The following is a 19,535-nucleotide window of genomic DNA, read 5'->3' on the forward strand; positions in this document are numbered from 1 at the left end:
CGCACGTGCTGTGGTTTCCGATCATTGTCCCTGATCCCCTGAAGTTCGATTCGCTCGACGCGAAGAACCTCCCGTCTGCAGGTCTGCTGCCTGTCGTGAGATCAAGCCGCGGCCCTCGATTCACGTTGTACTCCCGCCGCCGAGTCGTTGCCAAGCCTCCGATGTGGGCGGGACCCCGGCTCGATCGAAACGAGGCACTGTCGCCTACTGACGAGCCGTCGTGCCTCCGTCGATCGTCAGCACCGTGCCGTTGCAGTACGAGGATTCGTCGCTCGCGAGATACAGGCAGCCATAGGCCATCTCGAGCGCGGTGCCGGGCCGCTTCATCGGCGTGATGCGGTCGGCCACTGCGGGATCGTCGAACAGGTTCAACACCGAGGCGACCATCGGCGTGGCGATGAAGCCGGGCGCAATGCAGTTCGCGCGAATGCCTTGAGCGGCGTACGCGACGCAGAGCGATCGCGTCAGGTTGATCATGCCGGCCTTGGCGGCGGTGTAGGTGTGCGCACCCGCCAGGCCCACGTATCCGGAGATGCTCGAGACGTTCACGATCGTGCCGTGACCCTGCCGGATGAATTCCGGAATCACGTGGCGGCACATGTAGAAGCAGGCGTCGAGGTTGATGGCCATCACCTCTTCCCATGCCTGCGGCGACGTGTTGAGGACATCGCCCATCGTTCCGGGACTCTTCTCGGCCCAGCTGTAGCCGACGCCTGCGGAATGCACCAGGCAATCGATGCGTCCATATCGATCGATCGCGGTCTTGACGACGTGGCGGCAGGCGTCGTCGCTCGAAAGATCAGCGGCGAGAATCGAACCTCGGCCGCCTGCCTGTTCGACTTGCGCCAGCGTCTGTTCGAGATTGACCTGCGTTCGCGACACACCGAGGACCGTGGCGCCCTCTTTCGCAAACAGCACCATCGCCGCTTGCCCGACACCGGTGCCGGCGCCAGTGATGATGACCACCTTGCCGCTCATCCTGCCCATGTCGTCGACTCTCGCTCAGAAAGAACGTGAGACCCGATGATGGGTGACGCTGCGACGCGCAACAAGACGCGTGCCCGTAGCCCGGACGAAGTCCGGGGTTGCCCTCGCGTACGGCGCGCAACCCCGGACTTCGTCCGGGCTACGGTGCTGCAGACGTAAGGGCCCGCCCGCTTGCGGCGGCGCGGCGCGGTCTGTTGTCATTTCCATGCTCCAGGGCAGGGCGACACGGCGGTCTCTCCGACGTGACGACAACCGGCCCGCAGCACGATCGCCACATGGAGGGAAGCGCATGTCTGCACCGGTGCATGTCGTCGAAATGACCGAGAGCGAGCGGAACCACGCGTTCTCGGTGTGCCGCGAACTGGCGAATGAATTCCGCGCCGTCGGCCCGCGTCACGACGCGGAGAATTCATTTCCGCACGAGATGGCCGCACGGCTGCGCGCGCTGCGCCTACCGGGGCTCAATATTCCGAAGCGTTTCGGCGGCTGGGGTGCAGACATTGCCACCACGGCGCGATGCGTCGAGCTTCTGGCCTACGGCGACCCCGCTATTGCGCTGGGCTTCAACATGCACTTCGGCGTGATCGGATTCTTTCGCGGCATGTGGAGCGAACAACACCAGGCGCGATTCTTCCCGGGCGTGGCGCAGACCGGCCATCTGTTCGATGGCGTCTACAGCGAGACGCGCGCGGGCGTGATGGGTCTGGCCGACACTCGCGCCGTACCGGTCAGCGGAGGTTTTCGCGTGAGCGGACGCAAGAGCTGGGGCACGCTGTCGCTGGCGACGGATTTCCATACGTTCAACGCGACGATCACGAATCCGGACGGCCAGTTGCCGACTGATCATGCCCAGAGGGCGGCAAGGGAAGTCATGTTCGTCTGTCCCGCCACGGCCAATGGCGTGCGCATCGAGAAGACCTGGGATGCCCTCGGCATGCGGGCATCGGGAACCGAGACCGTCGTCTTCGAGGAGGTGTTTGTGCCCGAGGCCGATCTGGTTTCGTCCGCGTTTCGCTCCGGTCTTTTCGCCAATCTCGAATGGCAGACGCTGAGCTTCGCGTCGGTCTATCTCGGGCTTGCGCGGCGTGCGTACGACGAGACGCTCGCCATCATCCGCGGCAAGCGCCTGGGCGCAGTATCCGAGGCCGCCGATGTGAAGGTGAGCGAGCAACAGCTGGTGCAGGTCGGTGTCGGCGAGATGTGCGTGCTGATCGAGTCGGCCGCCAACTGCATCGAAGTCGCGGCCGCACGTCTGAATGAAGGCAGGGATCTGCCGGAGGATCCGTCGCGGCGCCTGGGCTGGCTCGAGATTCCCAAGGTGGTGTCGACGGAGAACGCGATCCGCGTGGTCGACATCGCGATGCGTCTGGTCGGTGGCGGGGCGTTCCGGCGCGGGCATGTCCTCGAGAAGCTGTATCGCGATGCGCGCAGCGGTCCGTTCCATCCGCTGACCACCGACCAGTTGATGCAGCATCTCGGCCGTGCGGAACTCGGCTGACGCGGCGATCGGCGCAGCTGCTTGAAGGGCTTGCTCCGAGCCTGCCGATTCCGACGATGCTCGATCCCCTGACACAGGAACGTTATCGCGACCTTGCCACCTGGATGGCGGGCCGCAAGCGTGACACGCGTCGCCCGACGTTCGGCATCAATGGTGCGCAGGGATCCGGCAAAAGCACCGCCGCCGCGTTTCTGAAGGACGAGCTCGCGAACACGCACGGGCTGCGCACCGTGGTGGTGTCGCTGGACGATTTCTATCTTCCCCGCGCCGCAAGGCGATCGCTTGCGGCCACGCTGCATCCCTTGTTCGCGACGCGTGGCGTCCCTGGCACGCACGACGTGGAACTGGGTATCGGCGTTCTGGAGAAACTGGCGGCCCTCCCGCCGCGGGAGCGGTTGGCGCTGCCCTGCTTCTCCAAAGCCGAAGACGACCGGATGCCAAGAGTCGACTGGCCGCTCGTGGAGGGACCGGTGGACGTGATCCTGTTCGAAGGATGGTGCGTCGGCACGCCGCCGCAGACGGACAGCGAGGTGGATGTCGCAATCAACGACCTTGAAGCCGGAGAGGATGCCGACGGGCGCTGGCGCCGCATCGTCAACGATCGCCTGCGGACGTCCTATGCCGACTGGTTTGCGCGGCTCGACGCGCAGATTTTCATCGCCGTTCCGGATTTTGCGTGTGTGGCCGGCTGGCGATGGCAACAAGAGCAGGACACCGCGCGTGCAGCCGGTGCTTCAGCGGGCCATCTGCAGTCCCGCGGACAACTCGACCGCTTCATCCAGCACTACGAGCGTCTGACCCGTCACGCGTTGCGCACGATGCCGAAGCAAGCGGATGTCGTGCTGACGCTGCGCGAAGATCACAGCGTGGGCGAGATCCGGTTTCGGCGACGCTAGCAAAACCGCGGAACGTCGATCCGGCAGACCACTTATTTGCGCGACGCCTTCTCGAGGTAATGCGGTACTTCGGACTTCTTCAACGGCAAGGTCCCGCCGAGATCCTGCACCATCAGGTCCTCCGGCCCGCCGGAAACCGATTCCGACGTATCGACACCCTGCGGCAACGGCGCCAGGGTCTTGCTCTCCGTGCCCCTGGTGCGGACATCCGGCTTCTGCATGTTCATGGTGGCTCCTGTTGATCTGGAATGGGCGATCGAACTCTCGACACGCAACCGTGAACGCAGCAAGCGATGATCCCGAGCGGCGCTCGACGAGCGAGACGACCGACATCAGATCGCGTTGGAACGGGACGGCTCTTCCGTCGATCGCGCCGCGCGCTCCAGAACTCTCGCCGCCGTCCCAAGGTTCGTGGCCGAATCCTCGGCCAGCCCGAGACGCCGCCGCAGCCAGGGCATCAGCGCCGCGGAAGGCGCGTGCTCGGGGACCGCGCGCTCGGCGATCAGGACGGCGGTCTGTCCTTCGGACGGCGCCTCCACTGGCGGCGATACGCGATGGGTCGGTGTGAGCCGCGCGCGAATGCCTTGCGCCCCGTGCGACAGCACCTGCTCGATGAGCTGCGGATCCAGCCGTTCGCGCCGGCGGGACAGCAGTACGCGCACCGACGCCAGATGCGACATCAACGCGTAGCTGTGGGCGAGAACGGACGCGTAGGCCTGTGTCGGCACGCGCGCCGTGCGCGGTTCCGCACGACTGCGCTGGGCAGCGCCGGCGAGGCTGCCGAGCGCTTCGTAGACGGCGCGACGCGCCATGCGGACCGCGACCTCGGAGCCGGCCTTCTCCGGCAGCCGTACGGCCTGAGCCGCGAGATCGTCGAGCGCCTGCAGCAGGCGCGCGAGCATGTCGGGCAATCCACGGCGCTCCCAGGACGGCAGCAGGTAGCACGCGGCCCAGGCGATGGCGGCGCCGATCAGCGTGTCCGACAGCCGCTCGTAGACGGCAAAGCCGAGATCGGGATTGACCATGTTCGCCTGCAGCAAGGCCATCACCGTCGCCGCGGTGGCGGTGACGAAATACGCGGAGAGCGCGAATGCATGGGCCAGCCCGGTTGCCGCCAGGAATACCAGCGTCGACAGCCACGGCGTGGCCACGAACGACAGCGCCAGCACAATGCCGCAACCGGCGGCCGTACCGGCTACGCGCAGGTTGCGACGCGTCAGCGTCTGATCGAGCGTGCCGCGCAGCACCACGGCGACGCTCAGCACCATCCAGTGCGGATGGGCCGCCCACGGCAGCGATACCCCGATGGCGTAGGCAGCACCGAAGGCGGCGCCGGCGCGCAGCGCATGTCGCAGCACCGGTGAGCCCAGCACCAGATGCGGGCGCAACGCCGCCAGTGGCCATCCCTCCACGCTGACGAACAGGCGCAGTTCGGATCGCGAGAACGGTCGTGGCAAATCGTCCTTGCGCAGCAGCACCTGCATGCGCAGCAGGTCGTCGAGCATGTGCCCGGTGCGATCCGTGACGCCGGCGAGCAGGCGGCGACGACGGCCGTCGTCGCCGAACACGTTGGCCGCGTCGAGCGCGCGCAGTGCCGCCCCGACGTCTGCGGCATCGTCCAGCGGCAAGCCGTGCCGGATCGACCGGCCCAAGGCATCCAGCCGATCGGCGATCGCGCGATACGTCGTCGCCAATGCCTGCCAGGCGTGCACGCCGGCCTCGTCGTCGCCCAGCAGATCGAGATCGAGCTGGCTCAGCAGCAGGCCGTCGCGCAGTTCGATGGCTCGCAGCAGCAGCGCGGTCTGCAGACGCGCGTGCGCCGTGTCGGGTGCGGCGAAGAGGATGTCGCGCGCCGCCTGGAGGCGTTCGTCGAGCTGGGTTTCCTGCGCCAGGAAACGCTGCAAGCGAGTGCCGACGTCCGCGTCGAGCGCAGGCGCCAGCAAGACGGCGGCGCGCGCCCGCAACAGACTTGCGAGGGCATCGAAGACGGCAACGAGCGCGAGCGCGCGATAGCGGGGCTGCAGCAGAGCGCACGTCAGGGCCGCCCAGGCCAGATACAGCCCCGCGCCGAAGGCGACCCAGGCGATACGGATCAGCAATTCCGTTGCGCCGTGCGCGGGATGCGCCGCGTAGGTGAAGACGAAGGCCATCGTGCCGACGAAGGACAGCGGCCCTACGCGCGGCCCCCAGGCCTGGGACAGGCCGGAGAAGAATCCGATCGCGACGACCACGGCACCGAGCGCGATCACGTTGTCCCGCAGCGTCGCCACGAGCGTCGAGATCAGCGTGCCGATGATTCCGGCGAGCAGCACGCGGCGCCATGCGCGGGCCGGTGCGTTCGGCTGGTCGGCGAGACTGGCGTAAACGGCGCCTGCCGCTGCCGTGAGCGAGCCGATGACGCCGCCGAGGGGGTGTGCGGACAGGTAGGCGAGGGTGACGCCGAGCGAGACCGTCACCCCGTTGAGGACGTTGGCCGGCAGGGCCAGCAGGGGACGCAGGAGCAGATTCATCGACGCATTATCGGGCGCGCCGGGTGGATCGGCCTCCTGGAAATGCGAGACGGCGCGAGGAAGGCGAAAGCCAGCGGCTTCGCGCTGGCTCGCCGGTGACGGATTACTTCGTGTGGCGCCTGAAGAATTGCCAGGCCAGCACTGCCGATTCGACGTCGTTGTTCTGCTTGCCGAACGTCGCCTCCACCGCCACGCCGGCATAGGTCAGGACCGAGGGTTCGAGATGCCCGCCACCCGTGATGACGCAGTCCTGGATCCGGACGTCACTTGGCGTCGCCGGCACGAGCTGGCCGCCGACCACCAGAGGTGACGGGCCGTCGAATGCCAGAGCGCTCAGGTGCTGCACGCAGGAAAGGCTCGTCGCATCGATCGCCACTGACACAGGGCGGGCGCTGACGGCCTTCGGGTAGATCGCCTTCGGGGGCACCCGCCCCGCGGCGTCGGAGGCGAGCGTCGGGCCGGACTTGCTTTTCCATGCCGCAATCGTCTCGGCATGTCCGAGCCGGCAGGTCGTCGCCAGCAGGCCGGGCAGCGTGGCGCAGCTGTTGGCATAGGGCACGTACGCATCGGCGGTGCCATGCACGATGAGCGCCGGCCGACGCGCCGGGACACCGTCCGCCGTTTCGACGCACTCGTCGTTCACGGGTTGCGGATCGACACCGGAGATGGCCGCTATCGCGGCGATGACATCGCCGGCCTCGCGGCCCAGACGCAGCACCATCGTGGCGCCGTTCGACATGCCGTAGGCATACACCCTCGACGTATCGATCTTGTCTCCCATCTGTGCCACCACCGCCTTTGCGAACGCGACGTCATTGGCGGTGGAAAGGTTGTTGACGCGCTCGGCGTCGCAATCGTTCCAGCTTCCGATGGCCTGCGTGCCGCTGCCGAGCCTGGCCGGTGTCGCGCCGTTGAGGAACGCAACGTAGAACGGTCCCGTGGTCGCCATGACCAGACGGTCCGGGACGAGGTTGTCCGCCATCAGCCGCCAGACCTGACCACTGGCGCTATTGGCCATCTGCTGGGCATTCTGGCTGTAGCCGTGGAACACCAGAACCAGCGGCAGCTTCTGGCCTGTAGCGGCTGCCGGGGTGTGCAGCAGGTAGTGACGGACCGCGGAGCCGTCTGCCGCAACGATGACCTGCTCGGCGACGAGCGCCCCGGCGGGCGGAGGCAGATTGGATTGCGTCCCCAGTACCGGCAGCGGAGCCAGAGGCGGCAGGGGAGCCAACGGGGGTAGCGGTGTTGGCGGCGGTGCAGGTGCAGGCGTGATGATCGCTGCCACGATCTGCTTGAGCGGCAGCAACGTTGCCATACCCGGATTGGAAAGCAGCGCCAACGACGCGGCCCCGAGCAGCACGGCCAACGGCCTGAACTGGTTCATTTCCCATCCTCCCTGTATCGCGGCCTGTTCCGAACAGGTCGAGTCCCGCAATGAATCCAACGAGGGTGCGACTGGATCAACATATGGAAGCAGTCGGGTACCTTATAAACGAATCTCGAGAGAACAAGACTCGTCGCATCCATCGTTCGGATGGCTGATCGGGCTTGGTGGGTGGCGCGCAAGCAGCTCCTGCGCTCCTCGGATCCGAGGGCGTTCCGATGAGCTGGCGCAAGGGCCGGGCCGCGGAATTCCCCTGGAATTCGTGGGACGCGCTGCGTACCGAGCTCGCAGTGCTGGTGGAAAATTCCCTCGCGCTGTTGCCGTTCACAGGCCGTGAACCTTGCGGCTGGACCGCTCCAATGACTCACCGGCGGGTCAGTAAATTTATGTGACCAACATCACGTTACGGCGCAGTAATTCGTGGCGATGCGCTGGCGGAGGCGTCGCCGGTTTCTGATGAGCTGCATCACTTTTTCAGATCCAGGAAGGTCATTTCCGATCGCCCGATCTTGTTGACCGCCCAGCAGGGATAGCGCTCGCGACAATGGGCTTCGGTGGGTGCGTCCGGGTCCGCGTGACGTTGGCGACGGAAAGAAGTCTGCGACGGTCGGTGGCGCCGTTGGGGTCGTGAGGATCGAGCGGCCTCAGGACGTCACCGGGCCCAATGGAAAAGCGCCCGAGCATCAGCCCGGGCGCTTCAGATCCAGGTCCTGGCTGGCATCGCTGGCCTGTCCTTGCGGAAGGTGACAATCGCGGGCGCGAACGCTGTGGCGGGGTCGCCGGAAGCTCCGCAGCGGCTTGAGCCCGACATTCGAAGGTGGTGGCAGGCAGGGCGTGGCACTGGCGAACGGCGTTGGGCGCAAGCCCCCCTATGCAGCCCCCCGCCGAAGGGGTTCCGTCGCGTTTGCGACGATGCCTATCATCGGGGTCTTATCAATATTCCTTGCCCGCCACCCATGTCAGCTTCGTCCAAGTCCTCTGCCGCTCCCGCTGTCCAGGTTGATGCCGTCGTCGTCGGCGCCGGCATCGCCGGCATGTACCAGCTCCATCGCCTGCGCGAGCTGGGGCTCAAGGTCCAGGGTGTGGAGGCTGGGAGCGATGTCGGCGGTACCTGGTACTGGAACCGTTATCCAGGCGCCCGGCTCGATTCGCAGGGCGAGGTCTACCAGTACTGGTTCTCCGAAGACCTCTACAAGGACTGGCCGGTGCGCGAGCGTTTCTCGGCGCAGGCCGATGTCGAAGCCTGGCTCCACTACGTGGCTGACAAGCTGGACCTGCGCCCGCATTTCCGTTTCAACACGCGCGTGGAGTCTGCTCGTTTCGACGAGTCGACCCAGCGCTGGAAGGTGACGACGGACGCCGGCGATGAATTCGACGCACAGTTTCTGGTGACCTGCGCCGGAATGCTCTCGGCGCCGCTGGCCGATCTCTTCCCGGGGCAGAAGACCTTCAAGGGCCGTGTGTTCCACACCGCGCGCTGGCCCAAGGAGAAGATCGACTTCAAGGGCAAGCGCGTCGGTGTGGTCGGCATTGGCGCCACGGGCATCCAGGTGATCCAGACGCTGGCGCCCGAGGTTGCGCACATGAAGGTGTTCGTGCGCACACCGCAGTACACCATCCGCATGAAGAACCCGTCCTACAGCGACGCCGATCGCGCCGAGTTCAATCGACGCTTCGGCGAGTTCAAGGAGACCGTCCAGGACACCTTTGGCGGTTTTCATTACAACTTCGACAACGGCAGCTGGCACGACGCCACTCCTGAGCAGCGGCAAGCGGTCTACGAGCGCTGCTGGAACGAGGGTTCGCTACGTCTGTGGCTCGCCGCCTACCCGGAGATCTTCAGCGAGCAGGCCGCCAGCGACGAAATATCCGAGTTCGCGCGCGAGAAGCTTCGCGCACAACTCAAGCACGATCCGAAGCTGTGCGATCTGCTGGTGCCCAAGGACTACGGCTTCGGCACGCACCGCGTGCCGCTGGAGAACGGATACCTTGAAGCCTTCCTGCGGCCCAATGTCGAGGCGGTCGACGTCAAGAAGAACAAGATCGTCGAGGTCGTCCCCGAAGGTGTGAAGCTCGCCGACGGCACCGTGCACGAGATTGATGTCCTGATCCTTGCGACCGGTTTCGACGCCGGCACCGGGGCACTGACACGCATAGACATCCAGGGGCGCGCGGGCCGCAAGCTCGCCGACGACTGGGGCCGCGACATCCGCACGACGATGGGGCTGCAGGTTCACGGCTACCCCAATCTGTTCACCGTCGGTGCGCCGCTCGCACCTGCGGCCGCCCTGTGCAACATGACCACGTGCTTGCAGCAGCAGGCGGGTTGGATCGCCGATGCGATCGGCTACGTGCGAGCCAAGGGTCTCAAGGTCATGGAACCTACGGCGGAGAAGGAGGCGCAGTGGGTGCAGCACCACGATGACGTTGCCAATGCCACGCTGCTGACCAAGACGGATTCCTGGTACATGGGCTCCAACATCCCGGGTAAGCCGCGCCGGCTGCTCAGTTACGCAGGCGGTGTGAACATCTACAAGCAAGCCTGTGAGGACGTGAAGTCGAGCGGGTACGCGGGATTCGACCTGGCCTGAAAAGCCTGCGGTGCAGCGCGATGGGATCGCGCTGCAGCCCAGCGATGGCCGCGCCGGGCGGGAGCGCCACAAAGCGTGGGTCGATCAGTTCGTGACGGGCTTTCTACCCGTGAAGCCGTTCGATAGCGATCCTGAAGACTGGAAGCCCGCGCCACCGTTCTGGATGCGCCATGGGCGAGTGCCGCGGAAGTAACGCGCGCGGTGAGCCGGGTAGGGGCTGGGTGATCGTGGACCGCATCGATCGCCCATTGATCAACGCGAAGGACGTTCCATCGCCGGGACGGAGCCGGATGACCGGAGGCAGGACGGACACAGGATCCCGGTTATCCCCGTGAATCCTGCAACACCTCGATCTAATGGTGGCCGGGGACGGAATCGAACCGCCGACACGGGGATTTTCAATCCTAAGCAGGCCGCCCTTCTGAGTTTGACGACGTCCTACACAGTTTGATGAGTCGCTATAAAACATGGTGTTACGTCGGTTTATCGTCCTATTGTCTTTGACGGTGTTTGCTGCATACTGCCTACATAGTGCCTACACGGGACTTTGGAGCGCAGGGAATGCCGGTCATTTCTATCAGCAAAAAGTCGGTTGAGAAGGAGCTGTTTTCGGCGAAGCCGAGGCTGCTTTACGACGAAGACCTGAAGGGTTTTGGCGTCCGGATCACTGCGACGAACAAGGCGTATTTCGCCGAGGCGAGGGTCGGAGGAAAGACCCGACGCGTGAAGCTGGGCAATCACGGTTCCATTGCCGCCGAGCAAGCCCGCAGACAGGCCAAGGTGCAGCTTGGGCTGATGGCAAAGGGCGAAGACCCCGCCATCAAGCGCCTGCGTGAGAAGGCCCTTGCCGTGACCGTGGAAGACGCCTTTGATGCGTTCCTGGCCGAGCGCCGGAACCTAAAGCCAACGACCGTGGACGACATGCGCAAGGCCCTGCGCACGCTCGCTTGGGATTCCAAGCGCATCGCCACGATCACCCCGGATATGTGTCTCAAGCGCCACGGCGAACTCGGAAAGGCTTCGCCGGCCCGCGCCAACCTCGCGTTCCGATATCTGCGCGCCATCCTGAACTTCGCCGCCGAGAAGTACCTGCAATCGGACGGCACGCCAGTGCTCGCTCACAACCCGGTGCGCAGCCTTTCAAAGCGGAAGGCGTGGTACGAGGTCAGCCGACGCCGGACGCTGATCGCCGATCCTGACCTGCGCGCCTGGTTCGGTGCCGTCGACGGCCTGCAGAACCGAGACGCGCGCGATTACCTGCTGCTGGTGCTGCTCACCGGACTGCGGCGGACCGAGGCGCTAGACCTGACCTGGAATGACGTGGATCTGCGCGGCGGGACGCTGACCATTCCTGACCCGAAGAATCGTCGCCCCCATCAGTTGCCGCTGTCCGACTACGTGCTCGAGATCCTGAAGGCACGCGATAAGGCGAAGGCCAGCGAGTTCGTATTCGGCACAGCACGCGGTCGGCTGTCCAATCTCCGGTATGCGTTGGCCGAGGTGGAGAAGGGTGCAGGCGTGGAGTTCTGCGTCCATGACCTGCGACGCACTTTCGCGACTGTGGCCGAGAAGATCGACACTCCCGGCTATGCCCTGAAGCGTCTGCTGAATCACAAGAACGCGGGCGACGTGACGGAGGGCTACATCGGCCTCGACGTCGAGCGCCTGCGGAAGCCCATGCAGGCCGTTACGGATTACATCCTGTCTGCGGCGGGCGTGAAGCCGCGCGGGACTGTCGTCGGCATACAGACTGGCAAGGGCCGAAAGAGCATGAAGCAAACGGCTGCCTGACCGTCTCAGGCAAAGCGCCGGACCCGGGTGTTAGTGGCACCCGGACCGGCTAACCATCAACGACCTGATTGGAGATCACCAATGGCTGGAAGGAGTTTAGTACCCCAAAAGATTCGTCCTGCAAAACGTCGGCCCGGCAGCGCCTTGGTCAAGCCGAGTCGCCCTGAGGCTGTCCCAGGGACATTCGATTTTCGCGCCATCGTGCACACCGGAAACAGCACACTGGTGGATCCGCTCCCGGAGGCCGTGCAGTCCGCCATTGATCGCCGAGCCTGGGATTTGTCGCGCGAAGCATACGAGGCGTGCAGGACCTTCCTAGCGCGACGCGTGGCCTATCAAGCGGTTTGCGGCAATCCGCGAGTTGTGCAGCCCAAACGGGCCATTCAGGTCATCGCGCATACGACGCTCAATCAGGCCATGGGACCGGTCCACGCGAATGCTCTTGGACAGATGGAGACGTTTATCCAGATGGTCGCGACTACCGCAGCAGACACCGCCGCTGCGATTCGTCGCGAGCTGGGTCGAGGGGATGCGACGCCGGAGGTGTCAAATGGATAAGTCATCGGATGAAATGGTCATGGCGTGGAATGGGAAAACGAACGTGCCCACGCCCGCGCGTGACGTTGTACAGATCCGGCACGCGGGAATCGCGATCGATATGGATCACGGAACCCTCGTCACCCCACGACTGCAAAGGGCGCTTTTCTGCCAAGGCGTCGATCGGCTGCCGTGCAAACTTCTGAAGATCGAGCCCCCCGGCACTCTGCGGCTGAAGACCGTTCTCAAGGAACGTCCGGACGGGACCCGGTTCTACGCCGAGGAGCTTGTCCCACTGAAGCACTGGCACTTGGAGCTTGAGTATCCGGAGCCGTGCATCAGAACGCTGGCAGGCCCGGTCTCGGTCTGGCCGGTCGCAGTGGTGAACGAGTCGGACGCGCGCGATCCGTACTTCGCGGATCTGCCCGTAGCTGACCGCGAAGCAATCCTGGCCGCAGTCGCAGGAGGCGCTAATGGCTAGGGGAACGAAGGCCCCGCTGTATCTCCGGCCGGCACGGGGTCTTGCCCCGCCGGGGTACGCATGGACAGAGATGGTCTGCGCCGACGAGCGCGCAGCGACACGGGAGTTTGAAGAGTTCTCGAATATGGCCCTCGCCTACCAGAGCCTTCTACGGGCACAAGTCGCCATCGAAATGGCTCGCGAGAACACCGCAGCGTAACCACTACGCCCCGTCAGCAATGGCGGGGCTTTCTCGTTGTACCGCTACACCTAGGCTGATCCCCGAAAAGACCGATCCTTCACGGTCCTGGTGCGGCGTCTGTTGAAGGGCGCAGGAAGGTGCGCTATGTCCGATTCTTCCCCCAGCTTTTCTCCAATTCGAAACTTTCCCGTCCTACCGCGAGACTGGGACGTCGTCGAGGCAGTGCCAGCGTTATGGACTATGTGGGTCGAGGCTGCGCTGCTTTTTGCCCCTGATATGAAGGAGCGTGATCCTGACCATTTCGTTGCGGCAAGGGTCGCGGAAGCAGATTTCTCGGAAGCATTAGATCTTCTTAATGCTCTGTCACGAGAGACCGAACCTGACGATGTCGTGCACAACGGAGTCAACCTCATAGATCGTCTCGATCGCAAGTACGATTCGGAACCAGACGATGTGTTGACGCTATCAACGAAGAGCGGACGAAAACTCGGAATGGTAGAGCTCTACAGCGTTATGGCAATGACGACCGTCGATAGTGCCGCCGATTGTTATCTCCAGTCCGATATGGACGGCATCGTGCGCCATCTAACCGATGCTTCAAAGATTATGACTTTGCGTGAGGTCGAGTTGTCGCTTGAGATGGGAAACGATGAGATGAAGAAGCTAGCGCGCTTGCGGCACTCAAAGGACCCGAAGCAAGTCGATAAGAAAAAGGTTAGAGAGTGCTGGGAACTTTGGAAAGCAGACTCCTCGCGATACAAAGGTAAAGCAGAGTTTGCCCGCGACATGCTCCAGAAATTCGATTCTCTCAAGAGCGCTAGAGTCATCGAGGATTGGTGCAGAGAGTGGGAGTCATCCGCCAAGTAATTGGAACCCTGCGCGCAGACTTCGGAACCTTGCGCGCAGGCTGCGGATGAGGGGTGGACCCAACGATTTTCGTGCTACAGCATGCAGGCCGTCACAACCACAGCATGGACGGCAGCATGGAATCCCAGCAGCACAAAGGCCCCGCCACGCGGGTGCTCAATACTCCTGAAGCGGCGTCGTATCTGAAGCTTCGAACCCCGACCCTTGAGACATGGCGGTCGCGTGGTGGCGGTCCCCGGTTCTCGAAACTCGGATCGCGCGTCGTCTACCGGATCGAAGATCTCGACGCATTCCTCGAGGCAGGGTCGCGGACGTCTACGTCTGATCGGGCGGCGGCATGAACGGCGAACGCACAGCCCGGCGCGAGTTCAATGCAACCGTGCGCGACAGACGCGATAAGGCGTCTCGCGATGCTCATGCGCTAAGGCTTCAGCAGGCCGATGTTCTGATGATTGAGCTTGGCTTCGTGAAGCGCACCAATCCTGATGGAACCGTGTACTTCGTTCGCGTCGGAGTCGAGCCATGAGCGCTGACTCCGCACAGGCGCTCTCACAGCGCCGCCGGGACTTCGAAGACGCGATGCGCGCTCTAGGCATCCCCGATCACCACAAGCTCGCATTGCGGGCCGCTGCAAGCGCCTTGGCGAAGGCGTACACCATTGACGCGCTGCGCACCTTCGCTCAGTCCGTCAAAGGTTCGGCGGCGCGCTAGTGTCTCGCACGCGCGTCAAAGAGAAGGGCCGCGCCGACGATGGCGGCAAATCCAAGTTCGTGAAGCTCGAGCATTGGATGATGGACACGGCCGCATGGAAGGATCTCGATCCGGTGGCTCGGTGCGCGTACATCGAAGTCCGCCGGATCTACCGAGGACCTGGCAGCAACAACGGACGAATTGGCGTCGGCGTCCGCAATCTCTCGGACAACCTGGGCGTATCCAAAGACACCGCCGCTCGCGCTCTCAGGAGCCTTCAGGAGCACGGATTCCTGGTGGCGACGACGAAGGGATCGTTCAGCAGAAAGATTCGCCACGCGACCGAATACAGACTCACGGACGAGGGGTGCGACGTAACGAACGCCCTTGCCACCAAAGAATTTGCCCGTTGGAAAAAAAACACGGTCCCTGTGGTGAGACTGACAGTCCCTGTAGTCGGACCGATCGGTCCCTGTGGTGAGACAAGGGTGCCCTCGGAACCACCCCAAAACACCCCTTACGGTCCCTCAGATCGGACCGTCACCGACTCTATCGGTCCCTCTCCTGATACACATATAGGTTTGCCATCCCCAGCGTCTTCCGCTGTTGCTGTTGCCTCTGCTGGAAGCTTCAGAGGTAAGCGGCCCAAATTGGGCGCAGACGGGAAGGTGGCTCATGTTCGGTGAGCGAACTGTGCTGCAAGCATGCGATCTGCATCGGGCTAGCACCGGGCTGACCCCCTTGAGGCGTCCGTCCCACGGGGGGCCATCAGCATCTGCGAGGCGTTGCCGCAGACAGCCGCGCTCGAAACCGTTCTTTGCTACCCGGCAACAATCTCACGAGGACCCAATGCCTAGACGTTCCGTTGCATCCCTGACCACCCCTGGCGCGCTCCCCATCCGGAGGCGCCTCGAACCGCCCGACCACCTGACTGTCGACCAGTCGCTGCGGTGGACCGTTATCACCGCGACCAAGCCCTCAGATTGGTTTACGGAGGACTCTTTGGGGCTGCTCACCGAACTGGTGAGAGCGGAGTCGGAATCGGCGCGGATCGCTGACGAACTGACGATGCTGCAGTCGGCTGACCTCCGAACGCGGGAAGGCATGAGCCGCTACACGCAGCTCGCGAAGAATGCGGACCTCTGGAGCAAGGCGCAGGTGAACCTCTGTCGCGCGCTCCGGTTGACGCCCCACTCGCAGATCGGTCCTAAGTCTGCTGCGACATCAAGCCGGCGGGCGGGCGGCGCGAAGCCTTGGGACTTCACTGCCTGAGAGGCTGCGGCCGATGCCCTGCGCTCACTGCCCGCATTGCCAATCTCAGACCGCTGCAGATCCGGGGGCGGACGTGCGTCGCTCGTGCTACGAGGCTGCCCGTCGTGTGGCCTTCCAGACCGACCCCTCCCCGCCCTGGGATGGGGGGCGGTGGTTCCGATCTGGCGATGCGTCGCCTTGTAGACCGTCCTCCAAGGCTTTTTCGTGTTTCCGCAGAATTCCGTTTCTCGGGACCGCGAAAGGAATTCTGGAGAGATGCGAAAAAGGTTGGGAGAACGGTCTACAGCGACGCGTCTCAAGGTTTGGTGGATGCCCGCCCCGGGGGGCGGTTCCAGCCTCAAAGGGAAGTGCAATCCCTGACCACGGTCCATCTCACGCACAGATTTTTTTCCCTTTTTGAATTAATCAAATTTCAAATCAGCAAATGATCGACCGCGAATCCCGCGTTGCCGCAACCAGGGCACGGCTCTACGAGGCGTCTATCTCGCTGGGGTGCTGGATGTCCGGCGATGGCCGAGTCGGTGAAGGAGATCTCGCTCAGATCATCGGTTGGTCGCCCGACAGTCTCCGGAACGCTAGGGCCGAAGGTAAAGGCCCTACTTGGTATCGGCTCGGCGGCGCCGGGCACAAGGTGACTTACCTGCTCGCCGATGTCGCGTTGTGGATCGAGACCCACTGCGAAAGTCACTGAACCCAACCGCATCCAACCGCACCTAACCCCATGGTTCGGGCGACCGAGTAAATCCAATCTGCAGACTCACACACCGGAGTCTCAGATGTCAGTTTCCCTACTTCCCCGCGGCACCACGTTTGCCCGCTACTGCGCGTCGATAGCACGGTGCGGTGGCAACATTCAGAAGGCCGCAGGCGACGCTGGCAGCCGCTACGGCGACAACTCTGCACCCGCGATGATCTTGCGCGGCGCTGTCGGCGCCGGCAGCACCCGGCCGGATGGCTCTTGGGGATCGGCGCTCGCCGATTTCAACCTGGCAGCCGCGGAGTTCTTCGGGCTGGTCCGCGAATCCTCGCTGCTCGGCCGCATGTCCGGTCTGCGTCGCATGCCGCTGGGGGTCCAGGTGTTGCGGTCCACTGCAGGCGCGTCTGCATACTGGGTCGCGTCCGGCAAATCGAAGCCAGTGACGCGCATGTCGTTCGCTCGAGACGCTCTGCCGCCCCTGAAGATCGCTTCACTGAGCGTGCTGACGAAGGAGCTGCTCTTCAACGCCGATCCGGCGTCGGAGCGATACATCCTGGCGGACATGGTCGCAGCTGCTCGCGAGGTGCAGGACCTTGCCTTCGTCGATCCCGCGAACTCCGGCGTCGCTGAGGAAAGACCCGCTAGCGTCACCAATGGCGCCACGACAATTGCTGCGACGGGAGATCCTGCCGCTGACATTGCCGCGCTGATCGCTGCGTTTCCCGGAGACCTCGCGAGCGCCTATTTCGTGATGCATCCGACCACGGCAGCCGGCATCGGCCTGTCGCGGGATTCCGGCGGCTCGTTCCAATTCGCCGACGTCGGACCGCGCGGTGGCGCGATCTTGGGGATTCCCGTCCTTACATCGCGCATGGTCCCGATCGACAGCAATGGCGGAATCATTGCGCTGATCGATGCGTCTGGCATCGCCTTCGGTGAGGGCGGCTCAGAGGTTCGCAGTTCGGACCAAGCCTCTATCGAGATGAGCGACACACCGGGCGGCGATTCAGTGACGCCAACGGGTTCCTCGATGGTTTCTCTTTACCAAACGAATTCGACGGCGCTGCTCATCGAGTTCGAAACAAACTGGGACCGCGTTCGCCCGGGCAGCGTCGCGCTGATCGAGGGAGCGGCCTACGCGTGAGCACCAGCGGACACCTTGTTGTAAAGCTGCTGGCGGCTCCCACAGACGGCAAGCGAATCATTACCGGGTGGGCGTCGACAGATGACGTCGACCTCGTCGGAGATATCTGCGAACCCGCTGGATGCATCGCGAAGACCCCTCTTCCGTTGCTATTCGGGCACAACCACGAGTCGATCATTGGCAGCGTGACGTCGGTTGTCATCGAAGCCACGCGCGTCCGCATCGAGGCCACGATTGTCGAGGGAACGGCCAAGGCGGACGAAGCTTGGACGCTGATACGCGCGGGCGCGCTGACATCCTTCAGCGTGGGATTTATTGGGCACAAGTCGACGGCGATCAGTACAGGCGGGCGCAGATGGACGTCGTGGACCCTGACCGAGGTTTCTGCAGTGGCGGTGCCTGCAAATCCCTTCGCAAAAATCACAGGGTCGAGCAACGCGAAGGAGCTAGCGAGTCCGCATGCTGCAACGCGCGAGATTCTCCAGCAGAACTTGGCCACCGCGCGGTCCCTGGCCAATAAGCGCGCCGTCAAGAAAGGGCTTTCGAAAGTCCGGGAGTCCAGCGTTTCATGGACGTTCCACCAACTGAATTTCGTTTCTGCCATGAAGCGCATTGCGTCTCTGGAACGACGACTGGCGGACAGTCCGAAGTATTTGGGCATCTTCAATCGCACTGCGGTCTACAGCCGCGGCGATGTTGTGAGCCACGGAGGAAGCGCCTTCTATTGCGTGCGCGATGGCGTATCCAGTGCACCAACGCATGAGGGGTCAGACGCGGTTTCGGCGGATTGGCAGATCTTTGTGCGGCGCGGCCGCGATGCGCGAGGTGACTCACGATGAACGATGAACTCCGAGATCAATTGCGCGCGGCAGCCGCACGACGCGAGCCCGCATTGTTGTGCAGAGAGACCGTTGCTGCCCTGGGCCTGAACAGCGACAACGTCGTTTTGGACGTGGAAGCCGGCCTGATCTATTTCGAGCTCGATGGCGGCTCGTGGTCTGTCTCGCGCGTCAGTGCCGAGGGCTTGGCCGCATTGGGAATGAAGGTGCACTGATATGCCGAAACTACGACAGCAGCCGACCGTCCCGACCGCGAAGGCCCGCAAGCACCTTCGAGATCTTCAACGTCTGCGCGAGCAGGCTGCAGGGCGCAGTCGGTGGAATAGTCCGCTGCGGTCCGAAACGCAGTGACCACGTAACTTACTCAGGAGATCAAAATGTCTGGAACATTTCAGCTCGCCGGAACGATCATCGGCAGCCAGTTCGGGCCGATTGGCATGTACATCGGAAGTCAGGTCGGTGCCTGCATTGGGCCGGAAATCTTCGGAGCATCGGCCGAGGCTGCCGTCGAGTCGCCCATGGTCGAGCCCTCGGAGGATGATGCGTCGTGACAATCTTGAACTGGCACTGCAGCAAGACTTCAGCGATTGTCCTTGCGGACACGATGGGCAAATTCCCTGACGGTAAATTGTCGCCGATAAGCAAGGTGCTCTACCTGCCGCATTCCAACCTGGTCGTTGGCGGCAGGGGCATATCGGAACTGCAGCAGCACGTCGGGAACAAGCTGAGCTGGGCTGCGCAGGACTACGACGAGGCGCTCACCATTCTGCCAACGGTGATCGCCGAGGTCGTCACCCAGTTCAGGCAGTTGCCCGCGTGGCAAGACAATGAGCATTTGCGCGCCGAGCCGACGGCCGTCGTTGTCATCGGCTACTCGCAGAAGGATTCGAGATTCCGTGCGACCTTCGCGAAAGCCGACAGCCTCGAGAGTCCATTCTCATTTCGCGTCGAGGACAGCTGCACCGCGCCGCCGCAGGACGATACCGGTTCGCCCCCGGAGGTGAACGGAGACACGCCCTCGAAGATGTTGTCCATCGCCCGCCGCCAGTACGCTCGGGCGTCCGAGAAATATCCAGGCGAGTCGTTCGGCGGTCAGTTCATCGTCGCGGAGATGACCGTAAACGGAACGCGGTTCTCGCGACGGCCTATCGCCTGAGACCAACGGTTTTT

At 63.6% G+C, this 19,535-nt stretch carries 20 protein-coding genes; 16 read left to right on the plus strand and 4 right to left on the minus strand.

The features are described 5' to 3' along the window. Positions 1-204: 204 nt before the first annotated feature. Positions 205-978: an SDR family NAD(P)-dependent oxidoreductase gene (locus DFR24_RS03200; RefSeq protein WP_162851008.1), complete on the minus strand. Its 774-nt coding sequence runs from the start codon at positions 976-978 to the stop codon at positions 205-207. Positions 979-1,276: 298 nt separating this feature from the next. Here DFR24_RS03200 and DFR24_RS03205 point away from each other — a divergent pair, with 298 nt between their 5' ends. Together DFR24_RS03205 and DFR24_RS03210 are read left to right on the plus strand one after the other, a co-directional pair. Further along, a complete protein-coding gene (locus DFR24_RS03205) occupies positions 1,277-2,485 on the plus strand; it encodes an acyl-CoA dehydrogenase family protein (RefSeq protein WP_210772493.1) in 1,209 nt (402 codons plus the stop codon). 56 nt (positions 2,486-2,541) lie between these two features. Continuing rightward, a complete protein-coding gene (locus DFR24_RS03210) occupies positions 2,542-3,381 on the plus strand; it encodes a hypothetical protein (RefSeq protein WP_210772494.1) in 840 nt (279 codons plus the stop codon). A gap of 32 nt (positions 3,382-3,413) precedes the next feature. On the opposite strand, the gene DFR24_RS03215 is transcribed toward DFR24_RS03210, so the two are convergent. The 3 genes from DFR24_RS03215 to DFR24_RS03225 all read right to left on the minus strand — a co-directional run bounded on the left by DFR24_RS03215 (position 3,414) and on the right by DFR24_RS03225 (position 7,275). After that, positions 3,414-3,608: a hypothetical protein gene (locus DFR24_RS03215; RefSeq protein ID WP_133879897.1), complete on the minus strand. Its 195-nt coding sequence runs from the start codon at positions 3,606-3,608 to the stop codon at positions 3,414-3,416. Between the two features lie 105 nt (positions 3,609-3,713). After that, complete coding sequence (locus DFR24_RS03220) at positions 3,714-5,891, minus strand: FUSC family protein (RefSeq protein ID WP_162851009.1); 2,178 nt, start codon at positions 5,889-5,891, stop codon at positions 3,714-3,716. A 103-nt stretch (positions 5,892-5,994) separates the two neighbouring features. Then, positions 5,995-7,275 (minus strand): alpha/beta hydrolase family esterase, encoded by a 1,281-nt coding sequence (locus DFR24_RS03225; protein ID WP_133879899.1) that lies wholly within the window; start codon positions 7,273-7,275, stop codon positions 5,995-5,997. A gap of 218 nt (positions 7,276-7,493) precedes the next feature. Here DFR24_RS03225 and DFR24_RS24305 point away from each other — a divergent pair, with 218 nt between their 5' ends. The 14 genes from DFR24_RS24305 to DFR24_RS03280 all read left to right on the plus strand — a co-directional run bounded on the left by DFR24_RS24305 (position 7,494) and on the right by DFR24_RS03280 (position 19,521). Further along, positions 7,494-7,667: a hypothetical protein gene (locus DFR24_RS24305; protein WP_162851010.1), complete on the plus strand. Its 174-nt coding sequence runs from the start codon at positions 7,494-7,496 to the stop codon at positions 7,665-7,667. A gap of 564 nt (positions 7,668-8,231) precedes the next feature. Then, positions 8,232-9,866: a flavin-containing monooxygenase gene (locus tag DFR24_RS03230; protein ID WP_133879900.1), complete on the plus strand. Its 1,635-nt coding sequence runs from the start codon at positions 8,232-8,234 to the stop codon at positions 9,864-9,866. 561 nt (positions 9,867-10,427) lie between these two features. Next, complete coding sequence (locus DFR24_RS03235; RefSeq protein ID WP_133879901.1) at positions 10,428-11,657, plus strand: tyrosine-type recombinase/integrase; 1,230 nt, start codon at positions 10,428-10,430, stop codon at positions 11,655-11,657. A gap of 550 nt (positions 11,658-12,207) precedes the next feature. Then, on the plus strand, positions 12,208-12,675 hold the full coding sequence (locus DFR24_RS03240; protein ID WP_133879902.1) for a hypothetical protein: 468 nt from the start codon (positions 12,208-12,210) through the stop codon (positions 12,673-12,675). A 325-nt stretch (positions 12,676-13,000) separates the two neighbouring features. Then, positions 13,001-13,723, plus strand: coding sequence for a hypothetical protein (locus tag DFR24_RS03245; RefSeq protein WP_133879903.1), 723 nt, complete (start codon positions 13,001-13,003; stop codon positions 13,721-13,723). Positions 13,724-13,839: 116 nt separating this feature from the next. Continuing rightward, entirely contained in the window at positions 13,840-14,064 is a 225-nt protein-coding gene (locus tag DFR24_RS03250) for a helix-turn-helix domain-containing protein (protein WP_210772500.1), read from the plus strand. Next, the gene (locus DFR24_RS24655; protein WP_162850940.1) at positions 14,061-14,249 is read left to right on the plus strand and encodes a hypothetical protein; all 189 of its coding nucleotides are present in this window, start codon (positions 14,061-14,063) and stop codon (positions 14,247-14,249) included. Before DFR24_RS03250 ends, DFR24_RS24655 begins: the two co-directional genes overlap by 4 nt. Continuing rightward, a complete protein-coding gene (locus DFR24_RS03255; RefSeq protein WP_133879904.1) occupies positions 14,246-14,434 on the plus strand; it encodes a hypothetical protein in 189 nt (62 codons plus the stop codon). The genes DFR24_RS24655 and DFR24_RS03255 overlap by 4 nt, the downstream gene beginning before the upstream one ends. Before the next feature lie 981 nt (positions 14,435-15,415). Next, positions 15,416-15,685 (plus strand): hypothetical protein, encoded by a 270-nt coding sequence (locus DFR24_RS03260; protein WP_133879905.1) that lies wholly within the window; start codon positions 15,416-15,418, stop codon positions 15,683-15,685. A gap of 776 nt (positions 15,686-16,461) precedes the next feature. Next, on the plus strand, positions 16,462-17,526 hold the full coding sequence (locus DFR24_RS03265; RefSeq protein ID WP_162851011.1) for a phage major capsid protein: 1,065 nt from the start codon (positions 16,462-16,464) through the stop codon (positions 17,524-17,526). After that, positions 17,523-18,365, plus strand: coding sequence for an HK97 family phage prohead protease (locus DFR24_RS03270; protein WP_162851012.1), 843 nt, complete (start codon positions 17,523-17,525; stop codon positions 18,363-18,365). Before DFR24_RS03265 ends, DFR24_RS03270 begins: the two co-directional genes overlap by 4 nt. After that, entirely contained in the window at positions 18,362-18,580 is a 219-nt protein-coding gene (locus tag DFR24_RS03275; RefSeq protein WP_133879908.1) for a hypothetical protein, read from the plus strand. The genes DFR24_RS03270 and DFR24_RS03275 overlap by 4 nt, the downstream gene beginning before the upstream one ends. A 162-nt stretch (positions 18,581-18,742) precedes the next feature. Then, positions 18,743-18,916: a hypothetical protein gene (locus DFR24_RS24315; protein ID WP_162851013.1), complete on the plus strand. Its 174-nt coding sequence runs from the start codon at positions 18,743-18,745 to the stop codon at positions 18,914-18,916. After that, entirely contained in the window at positions 18,913-19,521 is a 609-nt protein-coding gene (locus DFR24_RS03280; protein ID WP_133879909.1) for a hypothetical protein, read from the plus strand. The genes DFR24_RS24315 and DFR24_RS03280 overlap by 4 nt, the downstream gene beginning before the upstream one ends. Positions 19,522-19,535: the final 14 nt, after the last annotated feature.

This window comes from Panacagrimonas perspica (assembly GCF_004364935.1).
Lineage (GTDB): Bacteria > Pseudomonadota > Gammaproteobacteria > Nevskiales > Nevskiaceae > Panacagrimonas > Panacagrimonas perspica.

What these genes read in the sequence shown, in the direction of transcription:
- DFR24_RS03200 (WP_162851008.1), bottom strand. Translation starts at nt 978, where the DNA reads ATGAGCGGCAAGGTGGTCATCATCACTGGCGCCGGCACCGGTGTCGGG.
- DFR24_RS03205 (WP_210772493.1), top strand. Translation starts at nt 1,277, where the DNA reads ATGTCTGCACCGGTGCATGTCGTCGAAATGACCGAGAGCGAGCGGAAC.
- DFR24_RS03210 (WP_210772494.1), top strand. Translation starts at nt 2,542, where the DNA reads ATGCTCGATCCCCTGACACAGGAACGTTATCGCGACCTTGCCACCTGG.
- DFR24_RS03215 (WP_133879897.1), bottom strand. Translation starts at nt 3,608, where the DNA reads ATGAACATGCAGAAGCCGGATGTCCGCACCAGGGGCACGGAGAGCAAG.
- DFR24_RS03220 (WP_162851009.1), bottom strand. Translation starts at nt 5,891, where the DNA reads ATGAATCTGCTCCTGCGTCCCCTGCTGGCCCTGCCGGCCAACGTCCTC.
- DFR24_RS03225 (WP_133879899.1), bottom strand. Translation starts at nt 7,275, where the DNA reads ATGAACCAGTTCAGGCCGTTGGCCGTGCTGCTCGGGGCCGCGTCGTTG.
- DFR24_RS24305 (WP_162851010.1), top strand. Translation starts at nt 7,494, where the DNA reads ATGAGCTGGCGCAAGGGCCGGGCCGCGGAATTCCCCTGGAATTCGTGG.
- DFR24_RS03230 (WP_133879900.1), top strand. Translation starts at nt 8,232, where the DNA reads ATGTCAGCTTCGTCCAAGTCCTCTGCCGCTCCCGCTGTCCAGGTTGAT.
- DFR24_RS03235 (WP_133879901.1), top strand. Translation starts at nt 10,428, where the DNA reads ATGCCGGTCATTTCTATCAGCAAAAAGTCGGTTGAGAAGGAGCTGTTT.
- DFR24_RS03240 (WP_133879902.1), top strand. Translation starts at nt 12,208, where the DNA reads ATGGATAAGTCATCGGATGAAATGGTCATGGCGTGGAATGGGAAAACG.
- DFR24_RS03245 (WP_133879903.1), top strand. Translation starts at nt 13,001, where the DNA reads ATGTCCGATTCTTCCCCCAGCTTTTCTCCAATTCGAAACTTTCCCGTC.
- DFR24_RS03250 (WP_210772500.1), top strand. Translation starts at nt 13,840, where the DNA reads ATGGAATCCCAGCAGCACAAAGGCCCCGCCACGCGGGTGCTCAATACT.
- DFR24_RS24655 (WP_162850940.1), top strand. Translation starts at nt 14,061, where the DNA reads ATGAACGGCGAACGCACAGCCCGGCGCGAGTTCAATGCAACCGTGCGC.
- DFR24_RS03255 (WP_133879904.1), top strand. Translation starts at nt 14,246, where the DNA reads ATGAGCGCTGACTCCGCACAGGCGCTCTCACAGCGCCGCCGGGACTTC.
- DFR24_RS03265 (WP_162851011.1), top strand. Translation starts at nt 16,462, where the DNA reads ATGTCAGTTTCCCTACTTCCCCGCGGCACCACGTTTGCCCGCTACTGC.
- DFR24_RS03275 (WP_133879908.1), top strand. Translation starts at nt 18,362, where the DNA reads ATGAACGATGAACTCCGAGATCAATTGCGCGCGGCAGCCGCACGACGC.
- DFR24_RS24315 (WP_162851013.1), top strand. Translation starts at nt 18,743, where the DNA reads ATGTCTGGAACATTTCAGCTCGCCGGAACGATCATCGGCAGCCAGTTC.